Here is a 13,944-nt window from a genome sequence, read left to right on the forward strand (position 1 = left end):
CGCACATGACAGAGCGGGCCCCGCGTCAGGCGGGGCCCGCTGGTGTCCGGACCGTCTCGGCTCACCACGTGGCGCGCACCTGGCGGATGATCCGCCGACGCAGCCGCACCCTGCGGCTGCCGTCGCGCAGCAGGCTCAGACGGTACAACTCCCAGTGCCCGTACTCGGCACGGTCCGTGAGCAGGCGGGTCGTCTCCTTGCGGGACACCCCGCGCGGTAGGTACACGTCGACAAATTCGTATTCCGGCATCGCATCTATTGTGCGGGCTGGGGCCCGGTACGGATAGCGTCTGCACTATGTCTGATGCTGCGCAGCCCACCGCTGCCGAGGTACGCGCCGCCGCCGAGGCGGTCAAGACCGCGCTCGACCGCCACCTGGCCGCGGTCGAACGCAGGTCGGGAGAGGACGACCCGGCCGTCTACGAGGCGTTCAACCAGCTGGCCGCGGCCGCAGAGGTGTACGACGAACTGCTCTACGACCGTTACGACGAGGTCACGCCCTTCGAGATCCCCGGTGACGACGCGCTGCCGCCGTACGCGGGCCCCGAGGAACCGAACGCGATCAGTGTGCTGATCCGCCGCGACTACGCCGTGGTCGAGCCGCAGCGGCTGCGGGCCCAGGCCCAGCGGGTGGAGGCGGCCGACTCCCAGGTCGGCGCGAGCCTCGGCGGGGATGCCTCGGACACGGTCCACGGGGCGCTCGGCATACTGTTCGGCGAGTTCGAACCGGACGAGATCGCCTCCAGACACAAGGAGTTCGGCCTGGAGGAGGGCGACTCGACCCTCTGGGTCACGGCCTCGGACGAGCCCGCCGACCCCGGCGACTGGCTGGAGGCGCCCTTCGAGCACGTCGACCCGGAGGCGGTGGTGTGCCGCTTCGACGTCAGCGCGGTCTTCGACGAGGATCCGGACGCCGACGACGAGGACGACGAGGACGACGGGGACGACCCGGAAGACCCGGAAGACGACATCGACGACGAGGCGCCCGACGACCTGGTTGACGACCTCGACACCGAGTTCGACACGCATCTCGACGAGGACGAGGACCTGGAGCCGCTCGACGCGGACCGCTGAGTCCGGGTGCCCGACGAGGGCGGTGGCCACGGGAGGGCGTCCCGCGGCCACCGCCCTCGTCCGTGCTCTCAGCCGGCCGCGGGCACCTGCGTTGCGAGCAGCACGGGCAGCCGGGTCGTGCGGGGCCGGGCCGGGACCTCGGCCACGGCTCTCGGCAGCGCCTGCTCCACGCCCTGCACCACGGACAGATGGCGGCTCGCCCGGCTGAACGCCGTGTAGACCCACGGGCGACTCAGCGCCTGCGCCGCGTCCCCGGGCAGCACCACGACCGCCGCCGGCCACCGGCCCCCCGCGGCCTGATGGGCGGTCAGCGCCCACCCGTGCCGCACGCAGCCGTCGACCCGCTCCCTCGGTACGACCACGGCGGCCCCGGCGCAGGACAGGTGCAGCCCCTCGGTGTCGGCCCCCACCACCTCACCGGGCAGGGTGCGGCCGGGGGCGGGGGAGTAGGCGACGCGGTCGCCCGGGTCGAAGCCGCCGAAGCGGCCGGGGCCCGGGTTGAGCCGCTCCTTGAGCGCCGCGTTCAGCGCGCGGGTACCCGCGGCGCCGCCGTGACCCGGCGTGATCACCACCGTCTGCCCGGCGGGGACGCCGATCGCCCGGGGCACCGAGTCCGCGACGAGCTGCACGGTCCGGTGCACGGCCTCGCCCGCGTCCCGCACCGGAACGATCACGACCTCCTTGCCGGGCGCCGCCACCTGGGGCAGCTCACCGACGCCGATGCCCGAGACCAGCTCGCCCAGCGGACCCGGGTCCGGCGTCCGCGAGGCGATCTGCGGGGACACCCGCGCCGCCAGCAGATCCGCGAAGACCCGCCCGGGCCCCACGGACCACAGCACCGCCGGATCCCCGGCCAGCACCAGCCGGGCCCCGTCCGGCAGCGACTCCACCAGCAGGGCCGCCGTCTCGACGTCCAGCTGAGGGGCGTCGAGTACGACGAGGAGGTCGAGGTCGAGCGCGCCGTCCGTGTCCCGGCCGGGCCCCTCGGCGCCGGACAGGAGGCCGGCCACCGTGGCGACGGGGTGCGCGGCCGGTTCCGCGGGTCCGTCCGGGCGGCCGGACGGCGCCAGGAGCGCCGCGAAGGCGTCCCGGCCGAGCGGGCCGTGCACGGCGGCCCAGGCACGCAGGCCGAGACCGTGCGCCTCGTGGACCAGCCGCGCCGGCTCGGCGCGGGAGGCCTCGCCGCCGGTGTGCAGCACCAGGCCGTGGCCGGCGACCGCGCGGATCAGCTCGGCGGCGGAACCGCGCGCGGCGGACGCGGCACGCTCCCAGCCCTCGGCCGAACCGTCCTCCTTGGGCACGGAGTTGACCAGCCTGGCCAGTCCGTCGGCCAGGCTCTCCTCTGCCAGCGCGTACCGTTCCAGGCCGACCAGGACGCGCACCGGGCGGTCCTCCTCCGCCTCGCCGCCGGCGTCGTCCTCCTCGTCCGGTGCCGCCGCCCGCTGCCGCGCCGGGGTGCCCGGCTCCTCCAGGGCGTCCTGGAAGACCAGGGCCTCGCCCTCGGCCAGGGTGCTCTGCAGGGCCGCGTCCGGATCGGGGACGCCCCGCTGGGCCAGTGCGGCGGTGAGCGCGGGCGCCTCCAGGGCGGTGTGCCCGGCGAGGGCCGCCTGTTCCAGGAGCCAGAGGGTGAAGGCCCGCCCGCGCCGTTCGTCGCCGGGGCCGCACTCCGCGCCGAGCAGGGCCCGGGCGAACCCGTCGGCCTGCTCGGGCCGTACGCCGGTCACGCGCAGCAGCAGCCAGGGGTCGGCGCGCAGCCGGTCGTCCGCGCCCGCACCGAGGACCGCCGCGGCCTGCGGGGCGAGCGCCTCCGGGGCGCCGCCCTCGGCGAGCACCCGGCGCACCACGTCCACCGCCTCGGGCGACACGGCCGCGGGCGCCGCGGGCACGGCGGCGGTCTCGGCCGGGACCGGCCTCGGACGCCGGGCCGGTTCCGGGGCGGCACGGCGCGGCGTGGGCTCCGGCTCGGCGAAGACGCCGGCCACGGACTTCTCGCCGCCCTCCACGGCCCGCACCGCGGCGAGGAGGTCGGCCGCCTTGCCGCTGAGCTTCGACCCGCTCTCGACCGGCCCCTTCTTCTCGGCCTTGCGCCGCGCGATCCGCTCCCGCTCGACCCGCTGAGCCGCGAGCTCGGCCTCGGCCTCGGACGGCCCCCCGGCGTCCCCGCCCGCCGGTTCGGCGCCCGCCACGTCCGCTCCCTCGGCCGCCGTACCGGGTTCCGCCTCGTCCGCCCCCTCGGGCTCGGGGTCGGTGTCCGAGGGGGCGGTGTCTCCCGCCGCCGGACGGCCGCCCGCCACGTCCGCTCCCTCGGCCGCCCTACCGGCGTCCGCCGACTCGGCTCCCTCGGCCACCGAACCGGGCTCCGCCACGTCCGCTCCCTCGGCCGCCGAGTCCGTGTCCGGGGTCCCCGGTTCGGCCTGCTCCGTGGTCTCCGGGTCCGTGCTCACAGCGTGCTCCAGTCGTGATCGGGATAGCGGTGCACGGGCGCCGACACGTCGTCGAGCGCCCGGCAGATCTCGTCAGGAAGACTAAGCGCCTCCACTGACAACGCCGCCGTGAGCTGCTGCGCGTTGCGCGCGCCGACGATCGGGGCGGTCACCCCGGGCCGGTCCCGGACCCACGCGAGAGCCACCTGGAGCGGGCTGACCGCGAGCCCGTCCGCCGCCGTCGTCACGGCGTCCACGATGCGGCTCGCGGCGTCGTCGAGATACGGCTCGACGAACGGCGCCAGATGGTCCGAGGCGCCGCGCGAGTCCGGGGGCGTGCCATTGCGGTACTTGCCGGTCAGCACCCCGCGGCCGAGCGGGGAGGAGGGCAGCAGGCCGATGCCCAGGTCGAGCGCGGCCGGCAGCACCTCGCGCTCCACACCCCGCTGCAGCAGCGAATATTCCATCTGCGTGCCGGCCAGCCGGGTCCGCGTGCCCGGCGCCGCGAGCTGCCAGGTCGCCGCCTTGGCGAGCTGCCAGCCGCAGAAGTCGGACACCCCGGCGTAGCGCGCCCGGCCGCTGCTGACGGCCAGGTCGAGCGCCTGGAGGGTCTCCTCCAGGGGCGTGTGGGGGTCGTAGGCGTGGACGTGCCAGAGGTCGACGTAGTCCGTGCCCAGCCGGGCGAGGGAGGCGTCCAGGGCGGCGAGCAGGTGGCCGCGGGAGCCGTCGAAACGGCGGTCCGGGTCCGCGACACCGCCCGCCTTCGTCGAGATGACCAGGTCACGGCGGGGGACCAGCCCCTCGGTGAGCCGCCCGAGCAGATACTCGGCTTCGCCGTCGCCGTACACGTCGGCGGTGTCGACCAGGGTGCCGCCCGCTTCCCAGAACGCCTTCAGCAGGTCCGCGGCGTCGTGCTCGTCGGTGTCCCGGCCCCAGGTGAGGGTGCCGAGGCCGATGCGGGACACGCGCAGACCCGTACGGCCGAGATGCCTCTGCTCCATGAACGCCGAGATTACTGGCCAGTGGTGGGCCGTGGGCTGCCTGTGGACAACCGATTTCCCTCCCGGGCGACGGCCGTTCGATACACGGCGCGGCCCGGCCACGGCCTGCCGTATCCGGGGACCCCGCGCTAGTGTTCCCCGCACAGGGACGTTACTGATCGGTAAGGGGATGCGGATGCAGCTCGGGATCAACCTCGGTTACTGGGGTGCCGGGATGGACGCGGACAATCTGGCGGTGGCGCAGGAGGCGGACCGGCTCGGCTACGCCGTGTGCTGGGCGGCCGAGGCCTATGGTTCGGACGCGGCCACCGTCCTCAGCTGGGTCGCGGCGCAGACCGAGCGCATCGACGTGGGCTCGGCCATCTTCCAGATCCCCGCCCGGCAGCCCGCGATGACGGCGATGACCGCCGCCACGCTGGACTCGCTGTCCGGCGGCCGCTTCCGGCTGGGCCTCGGCGTCTCCGGGCCGCAGGTGTCCGAGGGCTGGTACGGCGTCAAGTTCGACAAGCCGCTCGCCCGCACCCGCGAGTACGTCGAGATCGTACGGAAGGCGATGACCCGCGAGCGGCTGACCTACGAGGGCGAGCACTGGACGCTGCCGCTGCCCGGTGGGCCGGGCAAGCCGATCAAGCTGACCGTGCACCCGGAGCGCGAGCACATCCCCCTCTACATCGCCGCGATCGGCCCGAAGAACCTGGAGCAGACCGGCGAGATCGCGGACGGCGCGCTGCTCATCTTCCCCTCGGCCGAGCACCTCGAGGAGACGGCGGTCAAGCACCTGCGCGCCGGACGGGAGAAGGCCGGGAAGACCCTGGAGGGCTTCGACGTCTGCCCGACCCTGCCGCTCGCCCTCGGCGACGACAAGGACGTCACCGCCCTCGCCGACACCTTCCGCCCCTACACCGCCCTGTACGTCGGCGGCATGGGCAGCCGCAAGCAGAACTTCTACAACCAGCTCGCCCGGCGCATGGGGTACGAGAAGGAGGCCGCCGAGATCCAGGACAAGTACCTGTCCGGCGACAAGGAGGGCGCCGCGGCCGCCGTCCCGCACGAGCTGATCGACCGGACCACGCTGCTCGGGTCCGTGGACCGGATCGCGGACCGGATGAAGGCCTACGCGGCGGCCGGGGTGACCACCCTCACGCTTGCCCCGGCCGGCTTCACGCTGGACGAGCGGCTGGCCGCGCTCCGCGCCGGCACCGAGGCACTGGAGCGCGCCGGGCTGGCCTGATCCGCGCGGGAGGTTTCCGCGGCCGTGGTGGGGGCTCGGGGGTCTTCCCCGCCACGGCCGTCACGGAGAACAACGCCCGCGGCCCCGGTCGGTTACGCCCCCGGCGCGAGTTCGTGCTTCCCCCGTTCGGCGCAGTGGTCCGGCAGTGCTGTTGCGAGGTCCTGCCGGCCGCACTTGACTCGTTCTTCGCGGAGCCCGGCAGAGAGGTGCCACGATGCTTTCGGCGAAGAGTCTGTTCCAGGAGATCCTCGACAACGACGAGTCGTTCCGGCTGTTCTGCTCGATCGCGGCCAGCGGGGAGGCGCAGGGCGGCTGGGAGAACGGACGCATCGCCGCACTGGTGCCTCCCGCCGAGCGCGACCTCGCGCCCAGGATCGCCCGCCACGGGGCGGACGAGGACAAGCACGGGAGGATCTTCCGGGCCCTGCTGCGCAAGCGCGGCCTGGAGCCCGTCCCGGTGCCCGAGGAGACCGACTACACGATGCTCCTGGAGCGGCACGGCATCGGCCTCGCGCACGAGAAGCTCAAGGGCGACACTCCGCTCAGCGAGGAGGACATCGTCGTGTACCTGGCGCACAGCCGGGTCACCGAACAGCGCGCCTCGGAGCAGATGGAACTGCTGTGCCGGTACTTCGCCGACCACCCCGACGTGGGCCGCGCGGTGAAGATGATCTCCCACGACGAGGACAGCCACCTCGCCTACTGCCACGAGGAACTGCTGCGCCTCGCGGCCGCCGGGCACGGCCGGACAATCCAGCGGGCGCTGCGCGTGTGCGCGCTCGCCGAGATCCGGATCCACCGCGACGTCAGCCTCGCCGTCATGGCCCGTATGGGGCGCATCCTCGGCTGGCCTCGGGCGAAGTCGGCGCTGCTCGCGGCGGGCATCCGGGCCGTCTACGCCTACGAGCGGTTCGCGGGCTGGCACCGCATGGTGAGCCTGACCATGCCGGACCGGCGCGACGCCCTCGGCGGGCCCGCCGCACCGGCGCCGGAATTCGTCTGAGCACGCCGCGCACACCCCCGCGGCCCGGCACTCCTCACAGCCAGCCCCGCCGCTTGAACAGCCGGTACAGCAGGACCTCCATCACCGCCATCACCGTGATCACCGCCGGATACGACCAGACCCAGTGCAGCTCGGGCATGTGGTCGAAGTTCATGCCGTAGACGCCGGCGAGCATGGTGGGGATCGCGGCCATGGCGGCCCAGGAGGAGATCTTCCGCATGTCGTCGTTCTGCTGGACGCTGATCTGCGCGAGGTGCGCCGAGAGGATGTCGGAGACCAGCCGGTCCAGGTTCTCCACCGACTCGTTCACGCGCGTCAGGTGGTCGCTGACGTCGCGGAAGAAGGGCCGCGCCCGGTCCTCCACGAAGGGCACGCCCGTGCCGAACGTACTGCCCGCGCCCGTGCCCGCCAGCCGCGACATGGGCAGCGCCAGCGGTCCGGTGGCCCGGCGGAACTCGGTGATCTGCCGCTTGAAGTTGTAGATCCGGGACGCGGTGTGGCGCGAGCCGCCGCCGTCCGGCGAGAAGACCTCCGCCTCCAGCTCCTCCAGGTCCGTCTGGAGCTCGGTCGCCACGTCGAGGTAGTGGTCGACCACGCTGTCGGAGATCGCGTACAGCACGGACGTGGGGCCCCGGCCGAGCGTCTCCGGCTCCTGCTCCAGCCGGTGCCGCACCGCGGCCAGCCCGCCGCCGTCGCCGTGGCGGACCGTCACCACGAACGAGTCGCCGACGAAGACCATGATCTCCCCGGTGGAGACCGTGTCGCTGTGCGGCTCGTAGAGCACGGGCTTCAGCACGACGAACAGCGAGTCGTCGTACACCTCCAGCTTGGGCCGCTGGTGCGCCTTCAGGGCGTCCTCGACGGCGAGCGGATGCAGCCCGAACTCGTCGGTGACGTGTTCGAACTCCTTCTCGCTCGGCTCGTGCAGGCCGATCCAGACGAAGCCGCCTGCCGCCCGCGCCGTGTCGAGTGCGTCGGAGAAGTCCTCGGGGCCCTCCGTCCGGTGCCCGTCGTGATAGATGGCACAGTCGACGATCACAGAGCGTGTCCTCCTTTCGCCCGGCCGCCGCCGGTGTTCCCCCTACGCCTACCCTGGGCCGCATGCCCACGCTGATCCTCGTTAGGCACGGACGTTCCACCGCCAACACTGCCGGACTGCTCGCCGGCTGGACGCCCGGCGTCGCCCTGGACGAACGCGGGGCCGCGCAGGCCGCCGCGCTGCCCGCGCGGCTCGCCGAGCTGCCCGTCGCCGAGGTCGTCACGAGCCCGCTGCAGCGCTGCCAGGAGACCCTGCGCCCGCTGCTCGACGCCCGGCCCGGCCTGACCGCACACACCGACGAGCGGATCGGGGAGTGCCACTACGGCGACTGGTCCGGACGCAAGCTCGCCGAGCTCAAGGACGAGCCGCTGATGGAGGTGGTGCAGGCGCACCCCTCGGCGGCGGCCTTCCCCGGCGGCGAGTCGATGCGCGCGATGCAGACCCGCGCCGCGGAGGCCGTCCGCGAGTGGAACGCGCGCGTGGAGCGCGACCACGGCGCCGACGCGGTCTACCTCATGTGCTCGCACGGCGACATCATCAAGTCGCTCGTCGCGGACGCGCTCGGACTTCACCTCGACCTGTTCCAGCGGATCTCCGTGGAACCCTGTTCGGTCACCGCGATCCGGTACACCCGGCTGCGGCCCTTCCTCGTGCGGCTCGGCGACACGGGCGATCTCGCGTCCCTCGCGCCGCGCGAGGAGCCCCCGGGCGACGACGCACCGGTCGGGGGCGGCGCGGGCGCACCGTGATCGTCGGCCGCAGTAGGGTGAAGCGGTCACGGTGACGCAGCGGCCGTCACCACCCCCCTCCCCTCCACCAGCTCCCCCCTCGATCCCATGGAGACAGGACGTGTCCCGTCAGGTGTTCCTCTACGACCCCCCGGACCGGTTCGTGGCCGGCACGGTCGGACTGCCCGGGCGCCGTACGTTCTTCCTCCAGGCCACCGCCGGCTCCCGGGTGACCAGCGTGGCCCTGGAGAAGACCCAGGTCGCCGCTCTCGCCGAGCGCATGGACGAACTCCTGGACGAGGTGCTGCGCCGCAGCGGCGGCAGCGCCTCCGTCCCGGCCGTGGCCCCCACCGAGGTCTCCGACACCGGCCCCCTGGACACCCCCATCGAGGAGGAGTTCCGGGTCGGCACCATGGCGCTCGCCTGGGACGGCGAGGAGCAGCGCATGATCGTCGAGGCGCAGGCCCTGGTCGAGCTCGACGCCGAGTCCGAGGAGGACCTCGCCGAGGCCGAGGAGCGCCTGCTGCAGGACGAGGAGAACGGCCCCCCGATGCTGCGGGTCCGGCTCACCGGCGCGCAGGCACGGGCCTTCGCCAAGCGCGCCCTCGACGTCGTCAACGCCGGGCGGCCGCCGTGCCCGCTGTGCAGCCTCCCGCTCGATCCGGAAGGACACGTATGTCCGCGCCAGAACGGATACCGCCGCGGAGCGTGACCTCCGCCGAGCTGCTCGCCGAGGGCGAGCTGACGGTGCGCGGCCGCATCCGTGACGCCTCCAACGCCGCGCTGCTCTGCACGGTGGCGTACGCCGGGCGGGAGGCGTCCTGCGTGTACAAGCCGGTCGCCGGGGAGCGCCCGCTGTGGGACTTCCCCGACGGCACGCTCGCCGGGCGCGAGGTGGCGGCGTACGAGGTCTCCGAGGTGACCGGCTGGGGCCTCGTGCCGCCCACCGTGCTCCGCGACGGCCCCTACGGCGAGGGCATGTGCCAGCTGTGGATCGAGGCCACGCCGGACGCCGAGCTGCTCGCGCTCGTCGACGAGGAGGAGCCCGGCCCCGGCTGGAAGGCGATCGGTTTCGCCGAGGTCGGCCAGGGACGGACCGCCCTGCTCGTGCACGCCGACGACGAGCGGCTGCGCCGGCTGGCCGTGCTCGACGCGGTGATCAACAACGCCGACCGCAAGGGCGGCCATCTGCTGCCGACCCCGGACGGACGGCTGTACGGCATCGACCACGGGGTCACCTTCAACGCCGAGAACAAGCTGCGGACGCTGCTGTGGGGGTGGGCGGGCGAGCCCCTGCCCCCGGAGTCCGTCGGCGTCCTCAAGGGCCTGCGGGACGCCCTCGGCGAGGGCGGGGGCCTCGCCCTGCGGCTGGCCGCCCTGATCACCCCGGCCGAGGTCGACGCCACCCGCGCGCGGGTCGAGGCCCTGCTCGCCTCCGGCAGACACCCGGAGCCGAACGGGGAATGGCCGGCCATTCCCTGGCCACCGGTCTAGAGCGCCCCGGCGGGCCTGGGTGCCTCGACCCACGCAAGGGGCCTACCGGCCCCGTACATCCCGCGGCGCACACAGGGCCCACAGCCCCCGCGCCCCGGCTGCCCCACCGGCCGCCGCGCCCCGGCCGCCGCGCTCTGGTTGCTACATCTGTCCGCCGCGCCCCGGCTGCCGCGCCCCGACCGCCCCACCGGCCCGCGTGCCTGGCGGCTCGGCTCCACCAGCCTGCCGTGCCCTGGCCGCTCCACCGGCCCGCCGCGCGCCGCCGCCACACCGCCCGCGCCCTGACGGCACACCGCCGGGTCCGGCGCGAGAGCGCCTTCGCGGCCGTCCGGCGCGATCCGGTTCGTATACGGAACTCCGGTCCGGTTAGGCTCATGACATGCATGCCTGGCCCGCTTCCGAGGTCCCCGCCCTGCCTGGTCAGGGCCGCGACCTGAGGATCCACGACACCGCGACCGGCGGCCTCGTCACCCTCGACCCCGGTCCCGTCGCCCGTATCTACGTCTGCGGCATCACCCCGTACGACGCGACCCACATGGGTCACGCGGCGACCTACAACGCGTTCGACCTGGTACAGCGCGTGTGGCTCGACACCAAGCGGCAGGTCCACTACGTCCAGAACGTGACCGACGTCGACGATCCGCTGCTGGAGCGGGCGCAGCGCGACGACGTCGACTGGGTGGCGCTGGCCGAGCAGGAGACGGCCCTGTTCCGCGAGGACATGACCGCCCTCAGGATGCTGCCGCCGCGGCACTACATAGGCGCCGTGGAGGCGATACCGGGGATCGTCCCGCTGGTCGAGCGGCTTCGGGACCTCGGCGCGGCCTACGAGCTCGACGGGGACGTCTACTTCTCGGTCGAGTCCGACCCGAACTTCGGCAAGGTGTCCCACCTGGACGCCGCCGCCATGCGCCTGCTGTCCGCCGAGCGCGGCGGCGACCCCGACCGGCCCGGCAAGAAGAACCCGCTCGACCCGATCGTGTGGATGGCCGCCCGCGAGGGCGAGCCGAGCTGGGACGGCGGCTCGCTGGGCCGCGGCCGGCCCGGCTGGCACATCGAGTGCGTGGCCATCGCCCTCGACCACCTCGGCATGGGCTTCGACGTGCAGGGCGGCGGCTCGGACCTCGCCTTCCCGCACCACGAGATGGGCGCCTCGCACGCCCAGGTGCTGACCGGCGAGTTCCCCATGGCCAAGGCCTACGTGCACGCCGGCATGGTCGCCCTGGACGGCGAGAAGATGTCCAAGTCCAAGGGCAACCTGGTCTTCGTGTCGCGGCTGCGGTACGACGGCGTGGACCCCGCCGCCATCCGGCTGGCGCTCCTCGCGCACCACTACCGGTCCGACTGGGAGTGGACCGACCAGGTGCTCCAGGACGCCGTCGCGCGCCTCGGCCGCTGGCGCTCGGCCGTCTCCCGGCCGGACGGCCCGCCCGCCGACGCGCTGGTCGAGGAGATCCGCGAGGCGCTCGCCGACGATCTGGACGCGCCTGCCGCCCTCGCCGCGGTCGACCGCTGGGCGGCGCTCCAGCAGGAGCGGGGCGGTACGGACATCGGCGCGCCCGGCCTGGTCTCCCGAGCCGTCGACGCGCTGCTGGGCGTGGCGCTCTGACCCGGGCGGGGCCCTGATCCACACGGGGCTCTGACCCACGAGGGCACCCGAGACGTCGTCAGGGGCGGTGCGCGGCAGGCGCACCGCCCCTGACCCGTTCCCGGCCTTCCGGCCCCGAGACCTTGGCCGGGCCGCCCTCAGTCCTCGGAGGAGTCCTCGTCGTCCGGTCCCGATGCCGGTCCCGACCCGGACCCCGGCCCCGGGCCCGCCCCCGGCTTCGGCGGCTTCGGGGGCCGGCCGCGGCCGCCGGGGCTGTCCCGCAGGTACGAGCCGCCCTCGGCGCCGTCCGCGGTGGCGTGCCCGCCCGGGGAACCGCCGTCGCGGCGGCGCAGATAGCGCTCGAACTCGCGGGCGATCGCCTCGCCCGACGCCTCCGGCAGCTCAGCGGTGTCCCGGGCCTCCTCCAGCGTCTGGACGTACTCGGCCACCTCGCTGTCCTCGGCGGCCAGTTGGTCCACCCCCACCTGCCAGGCGCGCGCGTCCTCCGCCAGTTCGCCCAGCGGGATGCGCAGGTCCAGCAGGTCCTCCAGACGGTTCAGGAGGGCCAGCGTGGCCTTGGGGTTGGGCGGCTGAGAGACGTAGTGCGGGACGGCCGCCCACAGCGACACCGCCGGGACGCCCGCGTGCGTGCAGGCCTCCTGCAGGACCCCGACGATGCCGGTCGGGCCCTCGTACTTGGTCTCCTCCAGGTCCATGCGGCGGGCCAGGTCCGAGTCGGACGTCGTGCCGCTGATCGGGACCGGGCGCGTGTGCGGGGTGTCGCCGAGCAGGGCGCCCAGGATGACCACCAGTTCCACGCCCAGCTCGTGCGCGAAGCCGAGCAGCTCGTTGCAGAACGAGCGCCAGCGCATGGACGGTTCGATGCCGCGGACCAGCACCAGGTCGCGCGGCTTCTCGCCGCCGATCCGGACCACCGACAACCTGGTCGTCGGCCAGGTGATCTTGCGGACGCCGCCGTCCATGAACACCGTGGGGCGGTTCACCTGGAAGTCGTAGTAGTCCTCGGCGTCCAGCGCCGCGAACACCTCGCCCTTCCACTCCCGTTCCAGATGCGCGACCGCGGTGGAGGCGGCGTCGCCGGCGTCGTTCCAGCCCTCGAACGCGGCCACCATGACCGGGTCGATCAGCTCGGGAACCCCCTCGAGCTCGATCACCCAGTGCCTCCTTCCGACGTGCCCTCGCGTACGTCCCAACCTTACGGCGTGCGGCGGGGGCGACCGCAGCCCCCTTGCACGGGGGAGTGACCGGATCAATGCCCCGTTCGCCACCCGGGAACACCCCTCATTCATCGGAGCTGTCCCCATCGGACGCGGCCTGCCGCCTTGTATACGACCAGGACAGGACCAGGGGGATCCTTCATAGGTCCGATGTACCGAAGAGCTCCGATGACCTGCGGCGCGGGTGTGCGGCAGGCGTTGCACGACACGCGCGCGCCGAGGGACAAGAGGCACGCATGAGCGAACCGTGCGGTGCCCCGCACGCCGGACCGCCGCCGCTCCACGCCCCTCAGGGGACGTCGCGCAGCCGACGCTCCACGCTCGCGAGGTGCACGGTCGCCCAGGAGCGCGCCGCCTCCGCGTCCCGGTCGCGCAGGGCCGCGAGGATCGCGCGGTGCTCACGCAGGGTGCGGGCGACCGCGTCCTCCCGCGCCGGGCCGCGCCAGATCCGGGCGGCGGGTCCCGACAGGCCGTCGAGCAGGGCGCAGAGCACCGAGTTTCCGGAGCTCAGCGCGATGCCCTGGTGGAACTCCAGGTCGCACGCGACCATTTCCTCCACCGAGGGGTCGGGGCCGAGCGCGTCCAACCGGGCCGAGAGCGTGTCGAGTTGACGTTCGGTGATGCGGGAGGCCGCCAGCGCGGTCGCGGCCGGCTCCAGGATGCGGCGCACGGCCAGGAACTCCGGCACCGCGTCGTCGCGGTGGAAGTCCACGACGAAACTCAGCGTCCGCAGCAGCAGTTGGGGGTCCAGACTGGTGACGTACGTCCCGTCGCCCTGCCGCACGTCCAGGATCCCGAGGAGGGACAGCGCCCGCACCGCCTCCCGCAGGGAGTTGCGGGACAGGCCGAGTTCGGCGGCGAGTTCGCCCTCCTTCGGCAACCGGTCGCCCGGGCCCAGCGCACCGGAGACGATCATCGCCTTGATCTTCCCGATCGCCGCGTCGGTCACCGCCATGGCCGTCCTCCCGGGCGTTCAGACATCGGATGTCTGAGCCCAGTATGGGGGCGCACCGCGCCGCCCGGGGAGGAGAACGCACAGTTCAGCGCACCCGCCGCCCCGCCGCCTGCGGGCCCGGCGCACGGCCTACGGCCCGTGGGCCCGCGCGGCCGAGGATGCGAAAGAGG

Annotated in this window: 13 protein-coding genes; 7 read left to right on the forward strand and 6 right to left on the reverse strand. The window is 73.9% G+C overall.

The window, feature by feature from the left end; translation table 11 throughout:
- Positions 1-61: 61 nt before the first annotated feature.
- The gene (locus ACIQ9G_RS26700; RefSeq protein ID WP_392193645.1) at positions 62-250 is read right to left on the reverse strand and encodes a DUF5703 family protein; all 189 of its coding nucleotides are present in this window, start codon (positions 248-250) and stop codon (positions 62-64) included.
- A 47-nt stretch (positions 251-297) separates the two neighbouring features.
- Here ACIQ9G_RS26700 and ACIQ9G_RS26705 point away from each other — a divergent pair, with 47 nt between their 5' ends.
- On the forward strand, positions 298-1,074 hold the full coding sequence (locus ACIQ9G_RS26705) for a hypothetical protein (protein WP_403614197.1): 777 nt from the start codon (positions 298-300) through the stop codon (positions 1,072-1,074).
- A 68-nt stretch (positions 1,075-1,142) separates the two neighbouring features.
- Here the strand turns inward: ACIQ9G_RS26705 and ACIQ9G_RS26710 are convergent, their stop codons facing one another.
- Together ACIQ9G_RS26710 and ACIQ9G_RS26715 are read right to left on the reverse strand one after the other, a co-directional pair.
- Positions 1,143-3,518 (reverse strand): ATP-binding domain-containing protein, encoded by a 2,376-nt coding sequence (locus ACIQ9G_RS26710; protein ID WP_403614199.1) that lies wholly within the window; start codon positions 3,516-3,518, stop codon positions 1,143-1,145.
- Positions 3,515-4,498 carry an aldo/keto reductase gene (locus ACIQ9G_RS26715; RefSeq protein ID WP_403614201.1) on the reverse strand — a complete coding sequence of 328 codons (984 nt, stop codon included), beginning with the start codon at positions 4,496-4,498 and terminating at the stop codon, positions 3,515-3,517. Before ACIQ9G_RS26715 ends, ACIQ9G_RS26710 begins: the two co-directional genes overlap by 4 nt.
- Before the next feature lie 175 nt (positions 4,499-4,673).
- On the opposite strand from ACIQ9G_RS26715, the gene ACIQ9G_RS26720 reads away from it, so the two are divergent.
- Both ACIQ9G_RS26720 and ACIQ9G_RS26725 read left to right on the forward strand, forming a co-directional pair.
- Positions 4,674-5,729, forward strand: coding sequence for an LLM class F420-dependent oxidoreductase (locus ACIQ9G_RS26720; protein ID WP_403614204.1), 1,056 nt, complete (start codon positions 4,674-4,676; stop codon positions 5,727-5,729).
- 214 nt (positions 5,730-5,943) lie between these two features.
- Entirely contained in the window at positions 5,944-6,732 is a 789-nt protein-coding gene (locus ACIQ9G_RS26725) for a ferritin-like domain-containing protein (protein WP_403614207.1), read from the forward strand.
- Between the two features lie 34 nt (positions 6,733-6,766).
- On the opposite strand, the gene ACIQ9G_RS26730 is transcribed toward ACIQ9G_RS26725, so the two are convergent.
- The gene (locus ACIQ9G_RS26730) at positions 6,767-7,771 is read right to left on the reverse strand and encodes a magnesium and cobalt transport protein CorA (RefSeq protein WP_403614210.1); all 1,005 of its coding nucleotides are present in this window, start codon (positions 7,769-7,771) and stop codon (positions 6,767-6,769) included.
- Between the two features lie 62 nt (positions 7,772-7,833).
- On the opposite strand from ACIQ9G_RS26730, the gene ACIQ9G_RS26735 reads away from it, so the two are divergent.
- The 4 genes from ACIQ9G_RS26735 (at position 7,834) to mshC (ending at position 11,602) form a co-directional block, all read left to right on the forward strand.
- Complete coding sequence (locus tag ACIQ9G_RS26735; protein ID WP_403614213.1) at positions 7,834-8,520, forward strand: histidine phosphatase family protein; 687 nt, start codon at positions 7,834-7,836, stop codon at positions 8,518-8,520.
- A 100-nt stretch (positions 8,521-8,620) separates the two neighbouring features.
- Positions 8,621-9,211: a DUF3090 domain-containing protein gene (locus ACIQ9G_RS26740; protein WP_356189917.1), complete on the forward strand. Its 591-nt coding sequence runs from the start codon at positions 8,621-8,623 to the stop codon at positions 9,209-9,211.
- Positions 9,175-9,993: an SCO1664 family protein gene (locus ACIQ9G_RS26745; protein WP_403614216.1), complete on the forward strand. Its 819-nt coding sequence runs from the start codon at positions 9,175-9,177 to the stop codon at positions 9,991-9,993. Before ACIQ9G_RS26740 ends, ACIQ9G_RS26745 begins: the two co-directional genes overlap by 37 nt.
- 379 nt (positions 9,994-10,372) lie before the next feature.
- On the forward strand, positions 10,373-11,602 hold the full coding sequence (mshC, locus tag ACIQ9G_RS26750; protein WP_403614218.1) for a cysteine--1-D-myo-inosityl 2-amino-2-deoxy-alpha-D-glucopyranoside ligase: 1,230 nt from the start codon (positions 10,373-10,375) through the stop codon (positions 11,600-11,602).
- A gap of 137 nt (positions 11,603-11,739) precedes the next feature.
- Here the strand turns inward: mshC and ACIQ9G_RS26755 are convergent, their stop codons facing one another.
- Together ACIQ9G_RS26755 and ACIQ9G_RS26760 are read right to left on the reverse strand one after the other, a co-directional pair.
- Positions 11,740-12,756, reverse strand: a complete 1,017-nt coding sequence (locus ACIQ9G_RS26755; protein WP_403614221.1) for a PAC2 family protein — start codon at positions 12,754-12,756, stop codon at positions 11,740-11,742.
- 352 nt (positions 12,757-13,108) lie between these two features.
- Positions 13,109-13,774, reverse strand: coding sequence for a FadR/GntR family transcriptional regulator (locus tag ACIQ9G_RS26760; protein ID WP_403614223.1), 666 nt, complete (start codon positions 13,772-13,774; stop codon positions 13,109-13,111).
- Positions 13,775-13,944: the final 170 nt, after the last annotated feature.

It is taken from the genome of Streptomyces sp. NPDC096152 (genome assembly GCF_044763235.1).
In the GTDB taxonomy this organism is placed as follows: domain Bacteria; phylum Actinomycetota; class Actinomycetes; order Streptomycetales; family Streptomycetaceae; genus Streptomyces.